The organism is Micromonospora aurantiaca ATCC 27029, assembly GCF_000145235.1.
GTDB classification, from domain to species: domain Bacteria; phylum Actinomycetota; class Actinomycetes; order Mycobacteriales; family Micromonosporaceae; genus Micromonospora; species Micromonospora aurantiaca.
In genome coordinates, this window is the sequence record NC_014391.1 from 3399699 (window position 1) to 3423424 (window position 23726).

At 72.7% G+C, this 23726-nt stretch carries 18 protein-coding genes; 9 read left to right on the top strand and 9 right to left on the bottom strand.

What is annotated here, in order from left to right:
- Positions 1–67 precede the first annotated feature (67 nt).
- A complete protein-coding gene (locus MICAU_RS14905; RefSeq protein ID WP_013286154.1) occupies positions 68–1459 on the bottom strand; it encodes an aminotransferase-like domain-containing protein in 1392 nt (463 codons plus the stop codon).
- A 40-nt stretch (positions 1460–1499) separates the two neighbouring features.
- Between MICAU_RS14905 and MICAU_RS14910 the strand changes: the two genes are divergently transcribed.
- Complete coding sequence (locus MICAU_RS14910; RefSeq protein WP_013286155.1) at positions 1500–2495, top strand: DMT family transporter; 996 nt, start codon at positions 1500–1502, stop codon at positions 2493–2495.
- Here MICAU_RS14910 and MICAU_RS14915 read toward each other — a convergent pair.
- A complete protein-coding gene (locus MICAU_RS14915; protein ID WP_013286156.1) occupies positions 2433–3644 on the bottom strand; it encodes a DUF8814 domain-containing protein in 1212 nt (403 codons plus the stop codon). The two genes, MICAU_RS14910 and MICAU_RS14915, sit on opposite strands and share 63 nt — an antisense overlap.
- Before the next feature lie 333 nt (positions 3645–3977).
- Between MICAU_RS14915 and MICAU_RS14920 the strand changes: the two genes are divergently transcribed.
- Positions 3978–5543, top strand: coding sequence for a pectate lyase family protein (locus MICAU_RS14920; protein WP_013286157.1), 1566 nt, complete (start codon positions 3978–3980; stop codon positions 5541–5543).
- A 59-nt stretch (positions 5544–5602) separates the two neighbouring features.
- Here MICAU_RS14920 and MICAU_RS14925 read toward each other — a convergent pair whose 3' ends face one another.
- The 5 genes from MICAU_RS14925 to MICAU_RS14945 all read right to left on the bottom strand — a co-directional run bounded on the left by MICAU_RS14925 (position 5603) and on the right by MICAU_RS14945 (position 12161).
- Positions 5603–7327 carry a cellulose binding domain-containing protein gene (locus MICAU_RS14925; protein WP_013286158.1) on the bottom strand — a complete coding sequence of 575 codons (1725 nt, stop codon included), beginning with the start codon at positions 7325–7327 and terminating at the stop codon, positions 5603–5605.
- 28 nt (positions 7328–7355) lie between these two features.
- Positions 7356–8783: a non-reducing end alpha-L-arabinofuranosidase family hydrolase gene (locus MICAU_RS14930; RefSeq protein WP_013286159.1), complete on the bottom strand. Its 1428-nt coding sequence runs from the start codon at positions 8781–8783 to the stop codon at positions 7356–7358.
- Positions 8784–9072: 289 nt separating this feature from the next.
- A complete protein-coding gene (locus MICAU_RS14935; RefSeq protein WP_013286160.1) occupies positions 9073–10137 on the bottom strand; it encodes an SRPBCC domain-containing protein in 1065 nt (354 codons plus the stop codon).
- A 21-nt stretch (positions 10138–10158) separates the two neighbouring features.
- Positions 10159–11490 (bottom strand): low temperature requirement protein A, encoded by a 1332-nt coding sequence (locus MICAU_RS14940; RefSeq protein WP_013286161.1) that lies wholly within the window; start codon positions 11488–11490, stop codon positions 10159–10161.
- Positions 11491–11570: 80 nt separating this feature from the next.
- Positions 11571–12161 (bottom strand): TetR/AcrR family transcriptional regulator, encoded by a 591-nt coding sequence (locus tag MICAU_RS14945; protein WP_013286162.1) that lies wholly within the window; start codon positions 12159–12161, stop codon positions 11571–11573.
- Positions 12162–12282: 121 nt separating this feature from the next.
- Here MICAU_RS14945 and MICAU_RS14950 point away from each other — a divergent pair, with 121 nt between their 5' ends.
- Positions 12283–13923 carry an MDR family MFS transporter gene (locus tag MICAU_RS14950; RefSeq protein ID WP_013286163.1) on the top strand — a complete coding sequence of 547 codons (1641 nt, stop codon included), beginning with the start codon at positions 12283–12285 and terminating at the stop codon, positions 13921–13923.
- A 74-nt stretch (positions 13924–13997) separates the two neighbouring features.
- Positions 13998–14840 carry a phosphatase PAP2 family protein gene (locus MICAU_RS14955; protein ID WP_013286164.1) on the top strand — a complete coding sequence of 281 codons (843 nt, stop codon included), beginning with the start codon at positions 13998–14000 and terminating at the stop codon, positions 14838–14840.
- A gap of 7 nt (positions 14841–14847) precedes the next feature.
- Here MICAU_RS14955 and MICAU_RS14960 read toward each other — a convergent pair whose 3' ends face one another.
- Positions 14848–16905: a cellulose binding domain-containing protein gene (locus tag MICAU_RS14960; protein WP_013286165.1), complete on the bottom strand. Its 2058-nt coding sequence runs from the start codon at positions 16903–16905 to the stop codon at positions 14848–14850.
- Between the two features lie 241 nt (positions 16906–17146).
- On the opposite strand from MICAU_RS14960, the gene MICAU_RS14965 reads away from it, so the two are divergent.
- The 5 genes from MICAU_RS14965 to MICAU_RS14985 all read left to right on the top strand — a co-directional run bounded on the left by MICAU_RS14965 (position 17147) and on the right by MICAU_RS14985 (position 21889).
- Positions 17147–17896 carry a lytic polysaccharide monooxygenase gene (locus MICAU_RS14965; RefSeq protein WP_013286166.1) on the top strand — a complete coding sequence of 250 codons (750 nt, stop codon included), beginning with the start codon at positions 17147–17149 and terminating at the stop codon, positions 17894–17896.
- Positions 17881–18513 carry a DUF305 domain-containing protein gene (locus tag MICAU_RS14970; RefSeq protein ID WP_030272465.1) on the top strand — a complete coding sequence of 211 codons (633 nt, stop codon included), beginning with the start codon at positions 17881–17883 and terminating at the stop codon, positions 18511–18513. The genes MICAU_RS14965 and MICAU_RS14970 overlap by 16 nt, the downstream gene beginning before the upstream one ends.
- 327 nt (positions 18514–18840) lie before the next feature.
- Positions 18841–20430: a DHA2 family efflux MFS transporter permease subunit gene (locus MICAU_RS14975; protein ID WP_013286168.1), complete on the top strand. Its 1590-nt coding sequence runs from the start codon at positions 18841–18843 to the stop codon at positions 20428–20430.
- Positions 20431–20558: 128 nt separating this feature from the next.
- Complete coding sequence (locus tag MICAU_RS14980; RefSeq protein ID WP_013286169.1) at positions 20559–20783, top strand: hypothetical protein; 225 nt, start codon at positions 20559–20561, stop codon at positions 20781–20783.
- Positions 20784–20818: 35 nt separating this feature from the next.
- Positions 20819–21889: a PIN domain-containing protein gene (locus MICAU_RS14985; protein WP_013286170.1), complete on the top strand. Its 1071-nt coding sequence runs from the start codon at positions 20819–20821 to the stop codon at positions 21887–21889.
- Between the two features lie 563 nt (positions 21890–22452).
- Here the strand turns inward: MICAU_RS14985 and MICAU_RS31525 are convergent.
- Positions 22453–23709, bottom strand: a complete 1257-nt coding sequence (locus MICAU_RS31525; protein WP_244879763.1) for a hypothetical protein — start codon at positions 23707–23709, stop codon at positions 22453–22455.
- Positions 23710–23726: the final 17 nt, after the last annotated feature.

Sequence of the window (23726 nt, forward strand, 5' to 3'; positions counted from 1 at the left end):
GATCGCGGGCGTGGGGCGGGGCGGGGCGCGCGGGGGCGGGGTCGAGCGGCGGCGTCAGCTGCCGCGGTCAGTGGGGGAGGGCTGTGGAGAGGCGGCGGATGGCCTCGTCCATCTGCTCGGGTGGGGCGGCGGCGTACGTCAGGCGCAGGTGCGGGGCGGGGGGTTCTGCCGCGTACCAGGGGCGGCCGGGGAAGACGGTCACCCCCGCTGCCGCGGCCGCAGTGGTCACCGCTACGTCGTCGGTGTTGTCGGGCAGCCGTACCCAGAGGTGCAGGCCACCGCGCGGGACGTCGCGCGGTGTCAGCGACGGCAGGTGCCGGTCCAGCGCGGCGAGCAGAGCCTCCCGGCGGGCCCGCAGCTGGACGCGCAGGCTGCGGCGGTGCCGGTCCCAGGCCGGCGCGGCGAGGAACTCCAGCGCGGCCTGTTGCAGCGGCCCGGCCACGAAGAGGTCGTCGAGCAGGCGGGCGGCGCGCAGCCGTGCCCCGGCCGGCCCGCGCGCGCCGATCGCGGCGATCCGCAGGCCGGGCGCTGTGGACTTGGTCAGCGAGCGCAGGTAGACGACGTGCCCGTCCGGGTCGTCCGCGGCCAGCGGAGGCGGGGCGTCGCCGTCGACGGTGAGGTCGCGGGCGTAGTCGTCCTCGACCAGGAACGCCCCGGCCTCGCGCACCGCCTCGGCCACCTCGCCGCGCCTGGCGGCGGCCAGTGTCGCGCCGTGCGGGTTGGCGTACAAGGGCTGGCAGTAGAACACGCGGGCGCCGGTACGGGCGAACGCGGCGGCGAGCTGGTCCGGGCGTACCCCGTCGGCGTCGGCGGGCACGGGCACCACCCGCAGCCCGGCGGCGCGCGCGGCGGCGAGCGCGCCCAGGTAGGTGGGGGACTCGACCAGGATCGTGTCGCCGGGGATGGCGAGCGCCCGCAGCGTGGAGGAGAGCGCTGCCTGCCCGCCCGGGCAGATCACCATGTCCTCGGCGCGCAGGCCGCCACCCGCCTCGCGGGCGAACCAGGCGCGCAGGTCGGCGCGTCCCTCGACCGGACCACGCTGCCACGCGGCCGGCTGCCGGGCCGCGCGGGCGAGCGCCGCACCGAGCGCGGCGGCCGGCTGGAGATCAGGGTCCAGATAGCCGCCGGTCAGCGGGATCGCGCCCGAGGGCGGTAACGCCAGCAGCGCCTGCATCTCCTCCTCGCCGCCCCGCCGTGAGCCGAGCGCGACTGTCTGCCACGACAGGTCCGCCCGCGGCGGGCCGGCGCGCCGGGTCGCCACGTACGCGCCACGGCCCGGCCGGGTCTCCACCAGCCCGTCCGCGACGAGCCGCCGGGTCGCCTCGGCGACCGTCACGGGGGAGACGTGATGGTGCGCGGTCAGCTCCCGCACCGACGGCAGCCGCGTGCCGGGCGCGGCGTCCGCCGCCAGCGCACCCAGATGCCGGACCACACGGTCGATAGCGCTACCATCGTTCATGACGGCACAGAGTAGCGCTACTGCTCCGGCGACGGTAACGGTGAGACCGGGCTCCGGGATCGCCCTCGGCGCGCTGGGCGTACTGGCCTTCAGCATGTCGCTGCCGGCCACCCGCGTCGCGGTGCACACACTGGACCCCTGGTTCGTCGCGTTCGGACGGGCCGTGGGCGCGGCGCTGCTCGCGTGGGCCTACCTGCGGCTGACCGGCGCGCCGCGCCCCACCCGGGACCAGTGGCGACGGCTGTCGATCGTCGCGCTCGGCGTCGTGGTCGGCTTCCCGCTGTTCACCTCGCTGGCGCTCACCACGCAGACGTCAGCGCACGGTGCCGTGGTCGTCACGGTGCTGCCCGCCATGACCGCGGTGTTCGCGGTGCTGCGCGCCGGTGAACGGCCGCCGCCGCTGTTCTGGATCGCCGGTGCCGCGGGCCTGGCGCTGGTGCTCGCCTTCCTGGCCGCGAGCGGCTCGATGCGGGGGACGCTGTCGCTCGCCGACCTGTTCCTGCTCGCCGCCGTGGTGCTCTGCGGACTCGGGTACGCCGAGGGCGGCCGGCTGGCCCGCGACCTCGGCGGCGCCCGGACGATCTGCTGGGCGTTGCTGCTGTCGCTCCCGGTCACGGTGCCGGTCACGGTGGTGGCCGCGCTTCTCCATCGCCCGCAGGGCGGCGTCGCCGCCTGGACCGGGTTCGGCTATCTCACGGCGGTGTCGATGTTCCTCGGCTTCTTCGCCTGGTACGCCGGGCTGGCCCGGGGCGGCATCGCCAAGGTGGGCCAGATCCAGCTCGTCCAGCCGGTGCTCACGCTGATCTGGTCCGCGGTGCTGCTCGGTGAGGCGGTCACGCCCGGCGCGCTGGTGGTGGCGGGCGCGGTGCTCGCCTGCGTCGTGCTCATCCAGCGCACCCGGGGCGGCGCGACACCGGCGCCCACCCCGGGCGAGCCGGCCTCAGCGGGACGGCCCACCCCGGGCGAGCCGGCCTCAGCAGGCCGCGATCGTGCCGGTCACGCCGGAGACGTACGCGTGGCTGACGAAGTGTCCTGACGCGAGGCGGTTCCACTGGCTGGTGGTCCGGTACGGGCCGCTCACCGACTGGCCGGTGACCGAGCACTCGATCGGCACGTTGGCGTAGGTGGCGGCCAGGCCGACGACGGGATTGCTCGTGCCGGGGCCGGACCGGATGTTGAGCGGGCCGCTGCCGATCCGGCCCCGGGTACCGGTGCCGGTCCAGAGGTAGGCGACGTCGACCCAGGCGTTGTCGGTGAGCAGCAGACCGTCCCAGAACGTGCCGTCGGCGAGGTCGATGCCGGCCGGGCTGCCCACCACGCGCCCGAACTGGTCCCGGCCGCCGTTGTAGCCGCTCTGGTACGCGGCCTGCGCCTCGGGCCGGCCCTGCGGCAGGTCCTTCCACATCTCCCGGACACCGCCCGGGTTCCAGTAGTCGTCCTTGGTGTTCCACGGTCCGATGTCCCAGACCGGCGCGTACTCGCAGCGGCTGCGGGTGGTGGTGCAGACCCGCACGGTGTAGTCGCCGGTGTTCTTCGGCGCGAGGCCGCGGGCCGACGGCAGCGCGACGAAGTGGTCCCGCGAGACGATCACGTGCCCGTTGGCGGTGGTGCCGCCGACCAGTCCCTCCCGCGTGGCGTACACCCGGTAGGTGAGGCCCGGGGTCGCGGCCGTGACGGCGACGACCGAGTCGGCGACGAGCCGGACCGCGCGCACTGTGGGCGCGGCGGACGGCCGCCCGGCGGTGAGGGCCACCCGGATCTGCACCCGCGTGACCGGCTGGTCGAAGACGGCCTCGCCGGAGACGGACCGCCACTCGGTCCACGCGCCCGATCGCCAGCCGCGGGCCGCCACCTCGACGGCGCCGCCGGTGCCGGGGGTCGCGTCGATGTCGGCCCGGACCCGGTTGGCCGGCGCGGCGAGCGGGTGGGGCGCGGTGACGAGCATGCCCCCGGCCGTCTGCCGGCGCTGGGCGGCCGGGCGGCCCGCCGTGTCGGCGAGGCGCAGTCCGGCGCCGGTCCAGCGGACGCCGACGTCGTCGGCGTCGACGACTGTGATGTCGGCGCTCCACGTGTTGCCAGTGGCCGTCGGTTCAGCCGGGGGTGCGGCGGGCGCCGGGGAGACGGCCAGGACGGCGGCGAGCGCGCCGGCGACAGCGGCCGGCGAGGTCCTGCGGGGATGGGGCATGGCGCTCCTCGTGGGGGCGGGAAGTAGACGAGCGTCGATCTCCAGGGTGAGGTGCAGGCAACCATCGATCGCGCGTCCCGTCAAGAAGGCGTCCGCGGCCTCCGGCCGCCCGGAGTAGTGCAAAAAACCTGCAAACGCCAGGCCTTGCCTTCCTGGAAAGCGCTTTCATACGATTGCGTTGCATCGATGTTTCATTTGCGGGCCGGGCATCGCAGATGAACGACATTCGCTGGCGGCGCGCCTGATCGCGTCGCGGCTCCTCATTATTCCCATTCGGTGACTGCCGTTCGCTCGGCGGCAATTCCCGCATGCTCGAAAAAGGAATGAGGCGACATGAGAAGACCAGTCGCGCTGCGACTCCACGCGGCACTGGCCACGGCGGTCGTGGGTATCGCCGTCGCCGTGGTGCTGCCGTCCCCGCAGGCGTCGGCGGCGGCCGGCAGCGCCACCGGCTACGCCACCCAGAACGGCGGCACCACCGGCGGCGCGGGCGGGCAGACCGTACGCGCCACCACCGGCACCGCCATCCACGCCGCGCTCTGCGGCCGGGCCAGCAGCAGCACCCCGATCATCATCGAGGTGACCGGGACCATCAACCACGGCAACACCAGCAAGGTCTCCGGATCGAGCTGCAACACCGCCGACGGCGTGATCGAGCTGAAGCAGATCAGCAACGTCACCATCATCGGCGTGGGCAGCGGCGCCGTCTTCGACCAGCTCGGCATCCACATCCGTGACTCCCGCAACATCATCATCCGGAACGTCACGGTGCGAAACGTCAAGAAGTCGGGCTCGCCCACCTCCAACGGCGGCGACGCGATCGGCATGGAGAGCAGCGTCCGCAACGTGTGGGTCGACCACGTGACGCTGGAGGCGTCCGGCGGGGAGTCGGAGGGCTACGACGGCCTGTTCGACATGAAGGACGACACCCAGTACGTGACGCTGTCGTACAGCATCCTGCGCAACTCCGGCCGCGGCGGCCTCATCGGCTCCAGCGAGAGCGACCGCGGCAACGGCTACATCACGTTCGAGCACAACCTGTACGAGAACATCGACTCCCGTACGCCGCTGCTGCGCGGCGGCATCGCCCACATGTTCAACAACCACTACACCGGGCTGCACGAGTCGGGCATCAACTCCCGGGCCGGGGCGCGGGCCAAGGTGGACAACAACTACTTCCGCAACTCCAAGGACGTGCTCGGCACGTTCTACACCAGCGAGCGCGGCACCTGGCAGGTCAGCGGCAACATCTTCGACAACGTGACCTGGTCCTCGCCCGGGAGCGACAACTACCCGGCGGGTCCGAACGTGACGTCCACGACCACAGTGAGCGTCCCGTACTCGTACCGGCTCGACGCGGCGAGCTGCGTGCCGGACATCGTGCGGCAGACGGCGGGCGCGAACACCGGCCTGCGCGTGTCCGACGGCAACTGCACGCCGCAGTCCCCGCCCCCCACCACGCCGGGGCCGACCACGCCCGCCCCCACCACGCCGCCGCCCGGGACGACCACCCCGCCGCCGTCCGGCGGGACCAACCTGAGCCTGGTCTCCGGCGCCGGCGCGGACGGGTCCAGCAAGGCCGGCGGCACCAGCTACGGCAACGTGCGCGACGGCAACCTGAGCACGTACTGGTCGCCGTCCGGGTCGACCGGCACCGTCTCGATCAAGTGGGGCTCGGCCACCACTGTGTCCCGCGTGGTCATCCGCGAGCCGTCCGGCACCTCGGGTTCGATCGGGTCGTGGCAGCTCGTCAACAACGACACCGGCGCGGTGCTCGCCTCCGGCAGCGGGACCGGCCAGATCACCTTCGGCGCGACCTCGCTGAAGAAGATCAACTTCAAGATCAACAGCTCCGGCGGTACGCCGAGAGTCGGCGAGTTCGAGACGTACGCCAGTTAGCAGGCGCGACGAGTGGGGGCGGCCGATCCGGCCGCCCCCGCCCTTGTTCGTGTCGCCGGTCAGAGGGTGAGCACGACGGTGGAGATGCTCCGCGCGCCGACGTTCACCGTCACCTGGTTGCCGTTCACGCCCACCGGCTGGCTCGCCGCGCTGGCGTTCTGCGACGTGGCCACGTACTCCGCCCGGCTCACGTTCTGCGGCGCCTGGATGATCGCGTTGTTCACCGCGCTCGTGGACCGGTTGAGGATGACCAGCGTGACCTTCCCGTCGCCGGAGTAGGCGGTCACCTCCAGCGGCGACGCCTTGGAGCTCTTGGTCAGGGCGACCCGCTGGTAGCCGGGCCGCACGTACTTCGCGTACTGCGAGAACGCGTACCCGCGCTTGAGCGGCGCGCCCGCCACGGTGCCGTACGCGGACTCGCCGTCACCGATGAACGAGTAGTAGCGCTTGCCGTACCACCAGACGTACGCGCTCCAGTTCGACTCCATCGACTTGTGCACGGTGCGCATGATGTCGTCGAGCGTCTCGTTCCAGGCCGCGGCGTTGGCCGGGTTGCCCCAGATGTTGGAGCCGCCGCCGTCGGCCTCGTGCAGGTTCCACTCGGTCATCCACACCGGCTTGTTGTACTGCTGCGCCAGCGTGTACGGCTTCAGCCGGCCGGACGCCTCGGTGCCGTACAGGTGCCCGCCGATGTAGCCGATGTTGTTGCGGGCCGCCGCGTCGTTGAGCGTCGGGTCGGTGTACCCGTAGTTCAGGTTCACCGCCTCGGCGACCATCAGCTTGGTGTTCTGCACCTTGGCGCCCTGCTCCCGCACGAAGGTCTGCAGCTCGGTGCCGCTCCAGTCCATCGAGTCGTAGTCCGGGTGCCAGTCCGGCTCGTTCTGCACGGACGTGACGTCGATCGTCACGCCCTGGTTGCGCATGTACTGGACGTAGCTGTTGAGGTGGTTGGCGTAGTCGTCGTAGTAGTCGGTGCGCAGCTTGCCGCCGTTGATCCGGCTGTTGTTCGTCTTCCAGGCCGCCGGGGCGGTCCACGGCGACGCCATGATCTTCACGTTCGACCCGTACGACTTCGCCGTCCGCAGCGCGCTGACCTGGGTTCCCCACTCGCCGGACACCGGCGAGACGCCGGTACGCACGATGGACAGGCCGAGCTGGTTGGGGCCGAGCCCGACGAGTGTCTGCGTCTCGGTCGTCGACCAGGCGCCGCCCCAGATCGACACCGCGGCACCGAACCCGTCGATGGTCTGGTAGCGGCTGGCGGTGTTGACGGTGATGTCCGCCGCCCCGGTGGGCGGCGGGCTGCTGGGCGAGGTGGTCGGCGAACTCGTCGGGGAGGTGGACGGCGACGTGGTCGGCGTCGTCGTGCCACCGGTGCAGGTCACCCCGTTGAGCGCGAAGCTGGTCGGAGCGGGGTTGCTGCTGGTCCAGGCCCCGTTGAAGCCGAACGACGTGTTGCCGTTGGTGGGGATGGAGCCGTTGTAGCCGACGTTGCGGGCGCTGACCGCCGCTCCGCTCTGGGTCACTGTGGCGTTCCACGCCTGGGTGACTGTCTGGCCGGCGGCGTAGGACCAGGTGAGCGTCCAGCCGCTGACCGGGTCACCGAGGTTGGTGACCGTGACGTTCGCGCCGAAGCCGCCCTGCCACTGCGACGACACGGCGTAGGTGACCGCGCAGCCGGCGGCTGCCGCCCCGGCCGGCAGCGCCGCGGCCACCGCTGTCGACGCCAGCAGGACGGCCCCGGCCGAGAACACCGCGGTACGGGTCGTCTTGTGCCTTCTCATCGGACCTCTCTCTTCTCGATCGGCCGGCTCAGCGCTGGAGGGTGAGTAGTCCGGGTCGGTAGGGCAGGAGGCCGTAGTCGCCGCCGGAGTTGGGGGAGCGGCCTTGGTAGAGCAGTTGGAGGTTGCAGGGGTCGACGGTGAAGGTCTGGTCGGCGGTGGTGCGGATGAGTTCGCCGTGGCTGATGTCGTTGGTCCAGGTGGCGCCGCTGTTGGCCTTGCCGGCGAACGGGTTGGACTCGGTGGCGGCCTGCGGGGTCCAGGATCCGTTGAGGCTGGTGGCGGTGAAGGAGCGGAAGTAGCGGCCCTGGGAGCCGATCGCCTCGACGATCATCAGGTAGCGGGTCTGGCCCTGGAGTTTGTAGACCTGTACGGCTTCGAACAGGTTGTTCGTCGAGTCCGACATGATGGTGGTGTAGGTGGAGCCGAAGCTGCCGGGGAAGTTGCCCAGGGGCATGCTGGAGCGGTAGATCTTGCCGTTGTCACCGGCGAAGAACAGGTACATGTTCTGGTCGTCGGCGATCAGGGTCTGGTCGATCGGGCCGGTGCCGGAACCGGAGATGCTGCCGGTGAACAGCGGCTGCGCCGACGACCACCCGTTCGGGTTGGTCGGGTTGGTCGAGGTGCGGTAGGAGAACGCGGTCGGTCCCCACTGGTAGGCCAGCACCCAGATGTTGCGCGGCGCGAAGTAGAACAACGTCGGCGCCACAGTGCCCGACGACATCGCGTTCTGGCTGGCCGAGGCCATCTCGGACCAGTTGGTGAACAGGCCGAAGTTCATCGACCCCCACCGCGTTCCGGTGTCATGGGTGGTGGCGTAGACCAGGTGCTGCCCGTTGTACGGCACCACAGTGAAGTCCTTCAACGACACCCAGCCCGAGCGCGGCTGCGCCAGAGCACCGGTCGAGGACCACCGGTACGACGACGGCAGGTTGCACGTCCCGCCCGGCGGTGGGGTCGTGGGCGGTGCAGTGGTCGGCGGCGCCGTGGTCGGTGGGGCCGTGGTGGGCGAGCCGGTCGGGCCGCTCGTCGGCGTGGTGGTGCCGCCGGTGCAGGTCACCCCGTTGAGCGCGAAGCTGGTCGGCACCGGGTTGCTGCTGCCCCAGGAGCCGTTGAAGCCGAACGACGTGTTGCCGTTGGTCGGGATCGACCCGTTGTAGCTGACGTTGCGGGCGGTCACAGCGGCTCCGCTCTGGGTCAGCTCGGTGTTCCACGACTGGGTCACCGTCTGCCCGGCGCCGAACGACCACGTCAGCGTCCAGCTCGACACCGGGTCGCCCAGGTTCGTGATGGTGACGTTGGCGCCGAACCCGCCCTGCCACTGCGACGAGATCGCGTAGTTGACCGAGCAGCCCGCGGCGGCGGCTCCGGCGGGCAGCGCTACGGCGACCGACGCCGACGCCAGCAGCGCGGCGCCGGCCGATGCCCATATGGCATTGACTGACCTGGATCTGGACATGAATTGACCTCCTGCGGGGGCAGCGGCTCTGGCATTGGCGGTGGCGATTGTGTTGTGAGCGTTAACAGCCGCGTCAGGGATGTTACGGGAGCGCTCCCACGCACTCAATAACCCATTTCCGCACCCACCGGATCAGCCCGCGCGCCCCTCCACCCCACGCCTGCGCACTGTCCGTCCGGGTCGGCCTGAGTCGATCATGAAGTTGACCGCCCTCAATGCGGACAAATCCGCGGTCTAACCTCATGATCGACGCGCTTCAAGGGTGGGGGGGAGGGGGAGAGGGAGGGGGTCAGGCGAGGGTGCAGGGGGTGTTGTCGGCGGTGCACGCCGCGGGGGAGTCGTGCTGGGGGTCCGGGTCGCGGACGTCGAACCGGATGGTGGCTGACTCGCCGCCCGGCAACGCCCCACCGGTGAACGTGACCACGGTGCCGTCCTGGGTGGCCTCGGCCCCGCTCACGCTGCCCACAGTGGCGCCGTCGTGCAACGTCACGGTGACCGTCCAGCCCGGACGCGGTGAGGGGCCGGGATTGCGCAGCACCACCTCGCCCCGGTAGCCGAAGACCCGGTCGGTGACCGTCTCGTAGGTGGCGGTCAGCGGTGCCGCCGCCACCGTCGAGGGCGTCGCGCTCGGCGTACGGCTGGGGGTGGGTGACGGCGTCGGCGAGGGCGACGCGCTGCGGCGGCTTGCGCTGGGCGTGGGCCGCGCGGTCGTGGGCCGGGCCGACGGCGTGGCGCTGGACGGCATCACCAGCGAGGTCGTGGGCGTCGGCGCGGCCGGCGCGGGCGGCTCGTCGGCGGTGGCCCACACCGTGGCCCCGGCCGCGGCGGCGATCAGCGTCACCGTGCCGGCTGCCAGCAGCACCCGGCGCCGCCCGGGGCGGCGCTTGTCGTCGCCGAGCAGCCGGACCACAGGCAGTTCGGCGGTCAGGCCGCCCTCGGCGCGACGTAGGTCGACGTTCTGGAACGCCAGCCAGTCGAGGATCGCGGGCAGCCGTCCGGTGACTGCCTGCTCGTGCTGCTCGGCGCGGGCGTCGGCGTCCCAGTCGCCCTCTTCGAGCACCTCCCGCACGGACAGCCGGGTGCCGTGCGCGGTGGGGGTCAGGTCGCAGGCGAGCCGGGTGGCCCGGCCGGTCTCCCGGCAGCGGACCACCAGCCGGTCCGGCGCGCGCAGCTCGACGGTCTCCACCTCGGTGTCGCCGTCGTAGCCGGGCAGCGCGGCGGTGGCGAGGATCCACCTGTCGGACCCGGGCGCGCTGTCGGCGAACCACTTGGCCAGCAGCGCGCGTTCCGTTAGCGCCCGCCAGGTCCGGGCGGGCGGGTGGAACAGGTCGACCTCGGTGACGATCTCGATCACGCGGAGACTCTAGGGCCTGTGTCAAGGTCGGTGCGGGGCACTGTCGCCGTCGTCGCGCCAGCGAGCCCGCCAGGCGGCCTCGCTCTCCTCGGCGCTGGCCTTCTCCTCGTGTATCAGCCGGCGCAACGCGACCCGGGAATCGGCGAAGATCACCAGCTCGACCGCCACCAGTGCCACGCAGATGGCGGTGAGCAGACCCAGCGCCCCGAGCGCCGGCAGGTGCCGGCCGACCGGTAGCGCCACGGCGAGCAGCACCACGGTGCCGACCCGGGACCAGGACAGCGTCCGCAGCGCGCGCCACTGGAACGCCATGTTGGCGGCGAGGTAGAGGAGCACGCCACCGAAGAGCAGCGGCACGGCCGGCCCGTGGCCGCGCTCCATCGGGCCGCCCGCCGGGTCGGTGACGATGCGGACCAGTTCCTCGGCGCCGATCGCGAACAGGATCACCCCGGCGATCATGGGCAGGTAGAGATAGGCGTACGCGTCGCGGGCCAGCGCCACCCGCGCGGGGCCGTGGGCGGCGTGCAGCGCGATCCGGGCGGCCGGGCCGATCATGTCGAAGTGCGCCCACCAGAGCGCCGCGGTGAACAGGATGCCGAAGATCGCCGCCGGGATCGCCGGCCAGGTCACGGGCTGGCCGAGCAGGTTGCCGCCGACGCCGACCGAGATGACCGACTCGCCGAGCGCGATGATCAGGATGAGGTCGTACCGCTCGGTCCAGTGCTCGGCCGAGGTGATCTTCCAGCCGTCGGTGCCGGCCAGCAGGCCACTGCTGTACTGGATGGCCACCACCGCGATCCACAGCCCGTCGCGCAGCCACGGGCCGACCTCCGGGGACACACGCGGCGGCAGCAGCGCCGCCACCAGCAGCAGGCCGGCCGAGATCACCGCCTCCGGCAGGAACAGCCGCAGCTTGCGCCGGGCCGGCGGGTCGTCGCGCGTGGCGTACCAGTACAGGGCGGTGTGCACGAACCGGATCACCACGTAGCTGATCGTGACCAGGATCGGGCCGGCGCTGCCCTTGTCCAGGTCGCCGAAGGTCTGCGGCAGCGCGAGCGCGAACGTGAACAGCGCGATCATGCCGACCACCATGAGGATCGGCACGAAGCCCTCGCCGAGGCGCAGCCGGGCGGCGACCGCGCTGTGCACCACCCAGCACCACCAGAGCACGGCGAGCACCAGCAGCGCGTGCAGCAGTTGCCGCGGGGTCACGTTCGCGGCGGTGGCGCGCGTGATGATGAAGAAGGACACCACGAAGACGAGGTCGAAGAAGATCTCGAACCGGTCGACCCGGGTGGCGGGGGCGACGCCGGTCGCGGGCCCGAGCCCTTTGCGCCACCGGTCGCCACCCACCGGGCGAGTGTGTCAGCCCAGGTCAGGCCGGGTGCCGCTTTCGCCGGCCATTCCACCGGTCCGACGGGGAAGCCGCGCGCTCAGCCCGCCGCCGGGGCGGCCAGGGCGAGCACGTCGCGCAGCACGTCGCGCAACGACCGCCCCGGGTGCTCCAGCCACTCGTGGGCGGCGATCCGCAGGGACGCGAGGAATGTCGCGGCGACGATCCGGGCCCGCAGCGCCGCGTCCGGTCCGGTCAGCCGGCGGGCCAGCTCCGCGGCCATCTCCCGCTCCAGGGCCGCGTACGCGCCGACCTGGTGGGCGGCCAGGCTCGGGTGGCCGTGCAGCCGGCGGCGCCGGTTGAGCCAGGGCTCGGCCGGGTCGTCGTAGCCGTCCTCGGCCTGGACCAGGGCGGCCCGGGTCAGCGCGGCCCACGGCGACAGCTCCGCCGGTTGGTCCGCGACGAGCCTGAGGAGCCGTCGCAACCGCAGCGTGTCGCCGTGGAAGAGGGCCTCCTCCTTGCCGCCGAAGTAGTTGGAGAACGTCCGCCGGGAGACGTTCGCGGCGTCGGCGATCGCCTCGACGGTGATCCGGTCGGGGCCGTGCTCGACGGCGAGGGACAGCGCCGCCTCGTGCAGCGCCAGGCGGGTGGCCGCCTTCTTCCGCTCCCGCAGCCCGGTGCACTCCTCCATGGGCCAAGCGTAGGTGACCCATTTCTCAATGGGCAAACTTGCCTGCCGGGCAAGGTTTAGTGTTGATTGCTTGAGGCAACGAAGCGGCCACCCGAAATCGACACATCTGGAGGACGCGCGCATGAGCGCACCCACCACGACGGCTGCGGCCGCCCCCATGAGCAAGCGGAAGACGCTGGAGGCGCTCAGCGGTCTGCTGCTGGTGCTCTTCGTGGCCATGCTGAGCAGCACCGTGGTCTCGACCGCCCTGCCGAAGATCATCGGCGCGCTCAACGGCTCGCAGACGCAGTACACCTGGGTGGTCACCGCCACCCTGCTCACCGCCACCGCGACCACCCCGATCTGGGGCAAGCTGGCCGACCTGTTCAACAAGAAGCTGCTGATCCAGATCGCCATCGTGGTCTTCCTGGTCGGGTCGGTCGCGGCCGGCTTCGCGCAGAGCGCCGGGCAGCTCATCGCCGCCCGCGCGTTCCAGGGCATCGGCGTCGGCGGCCTCCAGGCGCTCGTGCAGGTCGCCATCGCGGCCATGATCCCGCCGCGTGAGCGGGGCCGCTACAACGGCTACCTGGGCGGCGTCATGGCGCTGGCCACGGTCGGCGGCCCGCTGCTGGGCGGCCTGATCGTGGACACCTCCTGGCTCGGCTGGCGCTGGTGCTTCTTCGTCGGCGTACCGGTCGCGGCCGCCGCGCTGTTCCTGCTGCAGATCACCCTGAACCTGCCCACCGTGCGCCGGGACAACGTCAAGATCGACTACCTGGGCGCGACGCTCATCGCCGCCGGCGTCAGCGTGCTGCTGATCTGGATCTCGTTCGTCGACGACTCCTTCGCCTGGGTCTCCTGGCAGACCGGGGCCATGGTCGGCGGCTCGGTGCTGCTGCTCGCGCTCGCCGTCTGGGTGGAGGCGCGGGCTGCCGAGCCGGTGGTGCCGCTGCACATCGTCCGCGAGCGCACCACGGCCCTGGCGATCCTCGGCAGCCTCGCGGTCGGCATGGCCATGTTCGGCGGCGCGGTCTTCCTCGGCCAGTACTTCCAGATCGGCCGCGGCTACAGCCCGACCGAGGCCGGCCTGCTCACCATCCCGATGATGGCCGGTGTGCTGATCTCCTCGATCGTGGCCGGCCGGATGATCACCGCGACCGGGAAGATCAAGCCGTACATCGTGTTCGGGGCGGTCGTGCTGGTCATCGGGTTCGCCATGCTCGGCACCATCGACCACGAGACCTCGCTGGTCTTCGTCGGCCTCGCGATGTTCATCGTCGGCGTCGGCGTCGGCATGACCATGCAGAACCTGGTGCTCGCCGTGCAGAACACCGTCGCGCTCAAGGACATCGGCGCGGCCAGCGCCAGCGTCGCGTTCTTCCGCTCGCTCGGCGGCACCATCGGCGTGTCCGTGCTCGGCGCGGTGCTCGCCCGCCGGGTCAGCGACCGGATCACACACGACCTCGCCGCGGCCGGCATCCCCACCTCCGGCGGGGGCGGTGGCAGCACGCTCAACCTCGACGCGCTGCCCGAGCCGGTCCGGCAGATCGTGCGGGCCGCGTACGGGGACGCAACGGGGCACATCTTCCTGATCTCGGCCGCCATCGCGGTGGTGGGTATCGTTGCGGCGCTGCTGCTGCGCCCGGTCACCCTGCGTTCCAGCCTCGACCTGCCGGACACCGGCCGTTCGGTGGCGGTGGGAGCGGACGCCGTCGACGGCGCGCCCGCCTTCGACGAGGTGAGCGTGGACTCGGCCGGCCGGGAGGAACGCGCCCGCCGCTGAGCCCGTACCCCCAGGGCCGTCGCCGACCCCGGCGGCGGCCCTGGTCCATGCGGGGACGAACCGAAGGAGGAGCCGTGGACGTCACGCGGACCGCGCCCGCCCGCCTCGCCGCATGGCAGCGGGCCGCGCGCGAGCTGGCGCTCGTCGCTGTGCTCTTCCTGGCCTACAAGGCGGGCCGGCAGGTGGTGGCCGGGCACGCCGAGGTGGCCCTGGCCAACGGCGAGTGGGTATGGCGGCTGGAGCGGCTGCTGCGCCTGCCCGACGAGACGCTCGTGCAGGGACCGCTGCTGGCGCACGATCTGCTGGTGCGGGTGGCGAACTCCTACTACGCCTACGTGCACTTCCCGGCCACAGTGCTCTGCCTCGTCTGGCTCTGGCTGCGCCGCCCGGCCCACTACGTGCGGCTGCGGCGGGCCCTGGCAGCGCTCACCGCGGTCGCGCTGGTGCTGCACGTCTGCGTCCCGCTCGCGCCGCCACGGCTGACCGCGCTCACCGGGCTGGTCGACACCGGCACCCGGTTCGGGCCGAGCGTCTACGGACCTCCCGACACCGACCAGCTGAGCAACCAGTACGCGGCCATGCCGTCGCTGCACGTGGGCTGGGCGCTGGCGATCGCGGTGGCGCTGATGGCGGTCACCACCGGACGCCGCCGCCGGCTCTGGCTGCTTCATCCGCTGGTGACCGCGCTCGTGGTGGTGGCCACCGGCAACCACTACTGGCTCGACGGCGTCGTCGCGGTGGTGCTTCTCGTGGTGATCCTGGCCGTGCTGCCGACACCCGCACCGGACCTGCCCACGCTCCCGCCCGGACCGCTGCGCCCGCACGTGGTGCCGGCGCCGCGCCGGGCCGGCCGCCGCCGGAACCCGAAGGTCCCGGCGGCGGCCGACGTGCGGCTGCGGCCACCCGGCCGGGGCTGACCGCCGCTCAGCGCAGCGTGCAGACCGTGCCGTTGAGGCGGAACGCACCCACCGGCACGTTCGGTCCGCTGTACGCGCCGACGAAGCCCACAGTCGTGCTCCCGCCGTCGGCGGCGAGCCGCCGGTTGTCGGCGGTGGGCGTCACCCGGACGTCGCGGCCCTGCTGGTCCCAGGTGGCGCTCCACCCGCTGCTCACCTGCTGCCAGGCGGTCGGCCAGGTCCAGGTGAGCGTCCAGCCGTCGACGGCCTTCGCACCCGTGTTGATGACCTCGACGTTCGCCACGTACCCGTTGCCCCAGTCGTTGTCGTCGTCGAACCGCACCGCGCAGGAGCTCTCGGCGGGGCTGCCGGTGGCGAACGTCAGCGGCGGCGACGACCACGAGACCCGCCCGGCGGTGTCCCGGGCCAGCACGTTGACCGTGTAGCGGGGTCCCGGTTCGAGGTTGCCCACTGTGAGCGAGGTGCCGGCGGTCTCGCCGAGCTGCTCGCTCACCGCGCCGTACTGGCGGTGCACCTCGTACTTGGCGATCGGGGATCCTCCGGGCGTGGCCGCCGGCCAGGAGATGGTCGCCGCGCGGTCGGTCACCGTGCTCGCCGTCGGCCGGCCCGGGGCGCCGGGCCGCCCGGCCGAGCTGCCGGCCGGTCGCAGCACGAGCGTGGTCAGCGAGTACGGCGGCAGCGTCCGCGCGGCCGCGCTGCCGGAGCGGCCGGTGCTGATCCCGGTCGCGCCGTTGGTGAACGTGTGCACGGTCGGTGCCTCGTCGGCCGGGGTGAACCCGGCGTAGTCGAGCGCCACCGGGTACGCGTTGTCCGGGTCCTTGTTGAGCAGCAGGACCGCGACGCTGCCGTCCGGCCGGCGGACCGCGTGCGCGGCGACCAGCGGCTGGTCGGTCCCGGCGCGGACGAGCTGGTCACCGGGCCGGACGAACAGGTTCATCATGGACAACGCGTGGTACGGCGCGAACGGGGTGTTGAACGCCGGCTGGCACACCTCGCCGTCGCTGGTGCAGTTGCCGCTGGAGAGCAGCCCGAAGTCGCCGTAGTCGGTCTGCCCGGCCACCTCGGAGACGGTGCCGATGCCGTTGTGCACGTTCCACCACTGCACCGTGAACACGCCCTGCTCCAGCAGGCCGCTGTAGGCGTCGGCCAGGAACAGCGCGCCCGGCGCGGTGGTGCGGCCGGCGTCCACGTTCAGCTCGGTGAAGCTGATCCCGATCCGGTCCGCGCCGGGGCCGGCGTACCGGGCGATCTGCTGGCGCAGCAGCCAGGCCGCGTCGGGCAGGTGGTTGGTGCGGGCCAGTGAGTCGGCGGCGCTGCCGCCCGGGTACCAGTGCACGTCCACGAAGTCGATCTTCGGGCCGGCGATGGACAGCACGGTCTGGTTCCACGGCCCCGGATCCGATCCGGCGGTGATGCCGTCCGGCCAGTTGCCGGGCATGGTGAGCACCGCGCCGACCTTGATGCTCGGGTCGACCGCCTTCATCGCGTCGGCGTACTCGACCACCAGCCGCGCGTACTGGGAGGCGCTCTTGTCCGGGTGGTCGTCGGCCTCCCAGGCCGAGCCGTAGTGGCCGTTGCCGTAGTTCTCGTTGCCGACGGTCCACCACTTGGCGCCGTAGCCCTTGGTGACGTTGGCGTAGCGGACCCACGCCGCCGCCTCGGCGGGCGTGCCGGTGCCGTAGTTCGCGATGATCATCGGCTCGGCGCCGACGCGGCGGGCGCCGGCCATGAACGTGTCGAAGTCGGTGTTCGGTGCGACGTAGCCGCCGGGCGCGGTGTGCGTCTCCCAGTGGTAGATGTCGGCGTACGAGCCGCCGGGGTAGCGCAGCATCTTCACGCCCGCGGCCTTGAGCAGGTCGGACGTCTCGGCGCTGCCGAGCTGCGAGTCCCAGATGGCGTGGTTGACGCCGAGCGCGGTGGCCGGGACGGTGGCCAGCCCGGCGCGGGTGTTGACGGTGACGGTGACCGGGTCGGTGGGGTCGGCGGCGGCGACCGGCCCGCCGACGGTGCTGAGCGCGGTGGCGAGCAGCAGCAGGCTGGCCGCGAACGCGGTGGTTCTCCTCATGCGGGGGTGTCCTTCGGAGTGGGACGACGAGGCGATGCCCGGTCTGCGTCGTCCTCCCGGAGCCGTGACGGCGACGGGTGCCCACGAACGACGATCGGCTCCGCGCGGCGAGCCATCGATGAGGATCATACGCCCGGCGCGGGGGAGTGCAGGGCTTAATTTATAGACAGGAGTCTTTACTGTTAACAATGTTTAATTTATGTTCGGGGCACCTTCCGTTCCCCCCGAAGGAGTTGCCACCATGCGCCGAAGAATCACCCTCCCGCTGCTCACCGCCGGTGCCGTCACCGGGACGCTGGCGCTCGCCGCGCCCGCGCAGGCCCACGGCTACGTCTCCTCGCCGCCCAGCCGGCAGGCGCTCTGCGCGCAGAACCGGGTGCCCGACTGCGGTCAGATCAAGTACGAGCCGCAGAGCGTCGAGGGCCCCAAGGGCCTGCGCAGCTGCCACGCCGGCATCGCCCAGTTCGCGGTGCTCAACGACGACAGCCGCAACTGGCCGGCCACCTCGGTCGGCAGCACCGTCACGTTCACCTGGGTCAACACCGCCCGGCACGCCACCGCCAACTGGGAGTACTGGATTGGCGGCACCCGGGTCGCCGTGGTCGACGGCGGTGGCCGCCAGCCCGGCGCGACCGTGTCGCACACCGTCAACCTCGGCGGCTTCTCCGGCCGGCAGAAGCTGCTCGCCATCTGGAACATCTCCGACACCGCCAACGCGTTCTACTCCTGCGTCGACCTCCAGATCGGCGGCGGAGGCGGCAACCCGACCCCGCCGCCCACCCCGACCGCGGCGCCCACCACGCCCGCGCCCTCGCCCACGCCCACCCGGACCAGCACCCCGGCACCGGGCGGCACGTGGACCGCCGGGCGGGCGTACCAGGTCGGTGACACGGTCACCTACGACGGCCGTAGCTACCGCTGCCGCCAGGCGCACACCGCCATCGCCGGCTGGGAACCGCCGAACGTACCGGCGCTGTGGCAGCAGATCTGAGCCCGCGTACCCGCGCGGTGGAGCCGGCCGGTCCCCGGCTCCGCCGCGCGTCCGCCGCGGCCCTGCTCGGCGTGGCGCTGGCCCTGCCCGGGTGCGGCGGCCCACCGGCCGCCGATCCGTCCCCGCCGGTCCCGTCCGCCACGACCTCGGTCCCGGCCGGCGCGGACGCCACTGTCAGCGGGATCGACGCGCTGTTCCTGGCCATGATGGTGGCGCACACCGAGCAGACGCTGGAGATCGTCCGGCTCGGCCTCGACCGGGCCACCGACCCGCGGATCCGCACGCTGATCGCCGCCGTCCGGGCCACCGAGACCGACGAACTGGCCACCATGCGCGGCTGGCTGCGCGAGGCCGGCCCGTCGGCCGCCGCCGCGGCCGCCCGGCACGACCACTCCGGGCACAGCGAGGCCGCCGCCGGACTGGCCCGGCTGCGCGCCGCCGCGCCCGCCGACGCCGACCGGGTGCTGCTCGACGTGCTCAGCCGGCACCAGCGCACCGCGGCCGACCTGGCCCGTGCCCAGGTCGCCGCCGGGACCAGCGAGCGGGTACGCGACCTCGCCCGCCGCATCGACCGTTCGCGTACGGCCGAGGTCGACCTGATGGCCGGCCTGGGCTGATCGGCGGCGTGCCGAAGCGCCGGAGCTGCCCGGACGGGGCATGACCTTCGTCACGGTCGTCGCCGCCGGTGACCGGCTCGACAAGAGCGGCGAATCGGCGCGCACCAGCCCTTTCCGCGAGCCGGCGGAGCAGATCGGCGCCGGCGGCGCGGCCGGTTCGCGTGCCGCCGCGGTTCTCCCGTCGGCAAAACCGGCCGCGCCTCGTCCCAGGTCATGGCTACGCTGTCGCCCGGACGCCGCCCCGCCGCGCGTTCCGCCCGCGCTCCGCAGACGGCGCGCGGCGCCGCCGCCGACACCCAGTGCCGGACCGGATCCAGGAGACCGTCAGTGACCCAGCAACCCGTCGCGACGTCGACGAAGCTCGACGCCGCCGTACTCAAGGTGGCCGGCGTCGTCGTGCTCGGTGCGATCATGTCGATCCTCGACGTGACAGTCGTCAGCGTGGCGCTGCCGACGTTCCAGAGCGAGTTCGACGCCACGTACGCCCGCGTCGCGTGGACCATGACCGGCTACACGCTCGCGCTCGCCACGGTGATCCCGCTCAGCGGCTGGGCCGCCGACCGGTTCGGCACGAAACGCCTCTACATGGTGGCGCTGGCGTTGTTCACCATCGGCTCGGGGCTGTGCGCCACGGCCGACTCGATCGGCGAGCTGATCGCCTGGCGGGTGATCCAGGGCCTCGGCGGCGGCATGCTTATGCCGCTCGGCATGACGATCATGACCCGGGCCGCCGGCCCGCACCGCATCGGCCGCCTGATGGCGGTGCTCGGCATCCCGATGCTGCTCGGCCCGATCACCGGCCCGATCCTCGGCGGCTGGCTGATCGACGTCGCGAGCTGGCACTGGATCTTCCTGATCAACCTGCCGATCGGCGTGGTCGCCCTGGTCTACGCCCAGCTCGCCCTGCCCAAGGACAACGCCGAGCCGTCCGAGTCGTTCGACTTCCTCGGCATGCTCATGCTCTCGCCGGGTCTCGCGCTGTTCCTCTACGGCATCTCCACGCTGCCCGAGACCGGCACCGTCGCCGACACGAAGGTCTGGCTGCCGATGCTCGCCGGCGGCGCGCTCGTGGTCGCCTTCGTGCTCTACTCGTTCCGGCCCCGGCACCCGCTGCTCGACCTGCGGCTGTTCCGCAACCGCAACCTGACCATCGCCACCGTCACCATGTTCGTGTTCATCATCGCGTTCATGGGCGCGGGCCTGCTGTTCCCCAGCTACTTCCTCCAGGTGCGCGGCGAGACGACGCTGACCGCGGGCCTGCTGATCGCGCCGCAGGGCATCGGCGCGATGCTGACCATGCCGATCGCCGGCATGCTCGCCGACCGCGTGCCGGTCGGCCGGACGGTGCCGTTCGCGCTCGTGCTCATCGCCGCCGGGTTCTTCACCTTCACCCAGCTCGGCACCGACACGTCGTACTGGCTGCTCTGCGGCTCGCTGTTCGTGATGGGCCTCGGCATGGGCGGCACGATGATGCCGATCATGACCTCGGCGCTGAAGACGCTCAGCGCGGCGGAGGTGGCGCGCGGCTCCACGCTCGTCAACATCCTCCAGCAGATCGGCGGCTCGGTCGGCGCCGCGGTCATGTCGGTCATCCTCACCAGCGAGCTGAACGGCTCCCGGCCGATCCCCGGCGTCACCGACCCGGCCACCGGCGCCCCGCTGACCGAGGCCCAGCTCGCCATCGCCTCCCAGCAGCAGCCCGAGCTGACCCAGCAGTTCCCGGTGCCGCCGTCGCTGATCGAGCGCGGGCTCGACTACGCGGCGAACTCCTTCTCCACCACGTTCTGGGTCGCCTTCGGTCTGGTGCTGCTGACCTTCATTCCGGCCGCGTTCCTGCCCCGCCGCCGCGAGCCCTCGCACCTGCTCGACGGCGACCCGGGCGAGGACAAGCGTCCGGTGCCGGTCCCGATCCACTGACCGCCGCCGTGACCCGGGGCCGGACGCGTCTGCGTCCGGCCCCGGGCCGTTTCCGGCGCCGCGATCCGCCACCCCGGCGACGACCGGCGCCTAGGATCGGAGACGGAACCGAAGGAGGGCGGGTCAGCGTGAGCGCAGACGACGCGCAGCGGTCGGCGCGACGGCGTAACCGGCTGCTGCTCGCGGGCCTGCTCGCCGTCGTCGGGCTGATCCTGCTGCTGCTCGGCCTCACCGTCGCCACCGGCACGGTCGCGGGCGTCGAGGTGGTACTCGCGCTGTTGCTGCTGGTGACCAGCTACGCGATCCAGCGGGTGGCCCGCCGCGAGACCGTCTACCGCGACGAGCGGCGCTGACCGGTCCGGCGTTCCGGCCGGGCTAGGCTGCCACCGTGGATCACGAAGATCGCATCGCGCTGTTCCTCGACTACGAGAACCTCGCCCTGGGCGTACGGGACCATCACGGCGGCCGCCCGTTCGACTTCCGGCCGATCGCCGACGCGCTCGCCGAGCGGGGACGCGTGGTGGTACGCCGGGCGTACGCGGACTGGTCGTACTTCGACGAGGACCGGCGCATGCTCACCCGCTCACACGTCGAGCTGATCGAGATCCCGCAGCGGATGGGCGCCTCGCGCAAGAACGCCGCCGACATCAAGATGGCGGTGGACGCGGTCGAGCTGGCGTTCGAGCGCGGCTACATCTCCACGTTCGTGATCTGCACCGGGGACAGCGACTTCACCCCGCTCGTGCACAAGCTGCGCGAACTCAACAAGCGGGTGATCGGCGTCGGGGTGGAGAAGTCCACCTCCGCGCTGCTGCCGCCGGCCTGCGACGAGTTCCTCTACTACGACCGCCTCGAAGGCGTGGACGTACCGCCACCGGCCGCCCGCCGCTCGCGCCCGGCCCGGCCCTCACCGGCTGAGCCGGCGCCCGAGCCCGTGGTGGTGACCGCGGCCGAGGAGGAGTCGGCGCGGGACGTCGACACGCTCGCCGTGCAGCTCGTGCAGACAGTGGCCGGCATGCAGGGCAGCTCCAGCGGCGACGTGACCGCCTCCGCGCTCAAGCGCGCCCTGCTCCGCAAGGATCCCACGTTCAGCGAGTCCGACTACGGCTTCCGGACCTTCGGGGAACTGCTGCGCCACCTCGCGGCGCACAACGTGGTGGAGCTGGCCGCCGGGCCCGCCAAGGGCGACCCGGAGGTGTCACTTCCCGAGCAGGGCGACCGGGAGGTCGCGTTCGGGCTGCTCCGCTCCGTGGTGGTGGACCTCGCCGCGGACGGCGGAGCGGTGGCGCTGTCCGGGCTGAAGGACCAGCTCCGGCGCGCCCGGCCCGACTTCAGCGAGAAGAAGCTGGGCTACCGCAGCTTCCTCCAGTTCTGCAAGGCCGCCGCGACGGGCGGGGCGGTGGAGTTGCGCTGGAGCCCGGACGACGGCGACTACCTCCTCACTCCCCAGACCCCCTGACCCACTCCGCCCCGCCCCGCCCCTCGCCCCCGCCTTCGCCTCCGCGATCTTGCACTTACCGACCTCCAAAAGCGGGATGAATCGCCTATCCCGAGGGCAGCAAGTGCAAGATCGCGGGGGCTCGGGGCTCGGGGACTCAAGGGCACGGTGGCTCAAGGGCTCGGGTATCCCGAGGGGATGGGATCGGGCGGCGAGGGGATGCGGCGGTGGGACGTGGCTGCGGGAAGGGCTGCGCCGGTGGGCCACGGCGCTGGCCGATCTTCCCCGCCTGGGACACCCAGCTTGATCCACGCCAGCTCGCCGAGGTGGCGGGGTCCGAGCCGGCCGGATGCCGCCACCTCGGCGTAATGGTGTCGATCAAGCGGCCACCACGGGTGTCGATCAAGCGGCCACCACGGGTGTCGATCAAGCGGCCGCCACGGGTGCGATCAAGCAGTCGCCGCGGCAACCGCCCGGGCACAGCCGACCAGCAGCCTGGGCGCGGCCACCTCGTTCGCCGTCCTCGACCGGTACGCCGAGGACGGCGGCACCTTCATCCCCGGCTGGCACTCGACTCCGCGGGGTCAGGAGAGGGCCGCGTCCACCTGGGCTGTCGCGCCGAGCCTTACCGCCAGGCCGAGCCGTCGGCCCACCTGGCCCACCAGGTCCAGCAGGGCCGCCTCGGATGAGGCGGTCGGGCTCGGGTCGCCGGTGGGACCGGGCTCTCCGGTCGGATCCGGGTCGCTCGTCGGGCTCGCGGTCGGCGCCGGAGTCACCTGGTCGGCGGGAGGGCTGGGCGGCTCGACGGGCGTCGACGGGCGGTCGCCGACCCGTGCCGGCGGCGACCCGGCGACGGGCGGTGCGGTGGTGAGGACCCGCGCCCCGGACGCTGCGGTCGCGTTCGGGAGGCGCTTCGGTGGCGGCGCGGGCCGGGTCGGCCGGACCACCGGCGACGACGGGTCGACCGGAGTCGCCACGGGCGGCACCCCGGGCGCGGGCGGTGCGGCCGTGGTGGCGGGCGCGGTCGCCTGTCCGTGCGCCGGATCGGTCTGCCCGGCTGTCGCCGTCCAGGTGCCGGCGGAGGTGACGCCCAGCAGCACGGCCGCCGCCGCGACGCCCGCCGCAGCCAGCCGCTGGGGGAGTGCCCGGTCGGCCGGGGCGTCCCACGGGCCGAGCGGCCGGGGAGGCCGGGGCCGGGCAGCCCGGTGGGCGGACCGCAGCGCCTCGACGTCCTCGACGACCGCCTGCCGTGTGCCGGTGGCACCGGCGTGGGCGAGGGTGAGGTAGAACCTGGTGTTCGCCGCGCCCGGGGCCGGTACGCGCAGGCCCGCCGGGGCGCCGCCGTCGGCGTCGTGCAGCAGGGTGACCGGACGGTCCGGGTGGTGCCCGAGGCCGCGCACGTCCCGCAGCGGCCAGTCCCGCCGGGCGTTCTGCCCGGCGAAGGCCACCCGCCGGTCGGTCACCACGGCGGTGCCGCTGTCCACCACGCGCAGTCCCGTCGGCAGCGGGCCGTGGGACGGGTCGAGACAACCGGCGAGCGTGCGGCCCGGCACCGGCAGCCCGGGCAGGTGCCGGGCCGTCGCCTCGACCAGGTCGACTGTGGGCAGGATGCGGTAGACGACCTCGCCGTCGTCCAGCGGCACCGGCAGCGCGGTGCCGGGCAGTGTGCAGCCGTGGAAGCCCGCCGCTTCCATCGACAGCCGGTCGAGGTGGTCGGCGCGGCGGCGCCAGGTCCGGGCCGCCGTCTCGTACGCCTGGCGCCCGCGCTCGTTCTCGCGCCGTGCCCAGGCCAGTCGCCGCTGCGGATGAGCCCCGATCGCGTCGGGTCGCCTCGCCGTCACACCTGGTACAACGCCCT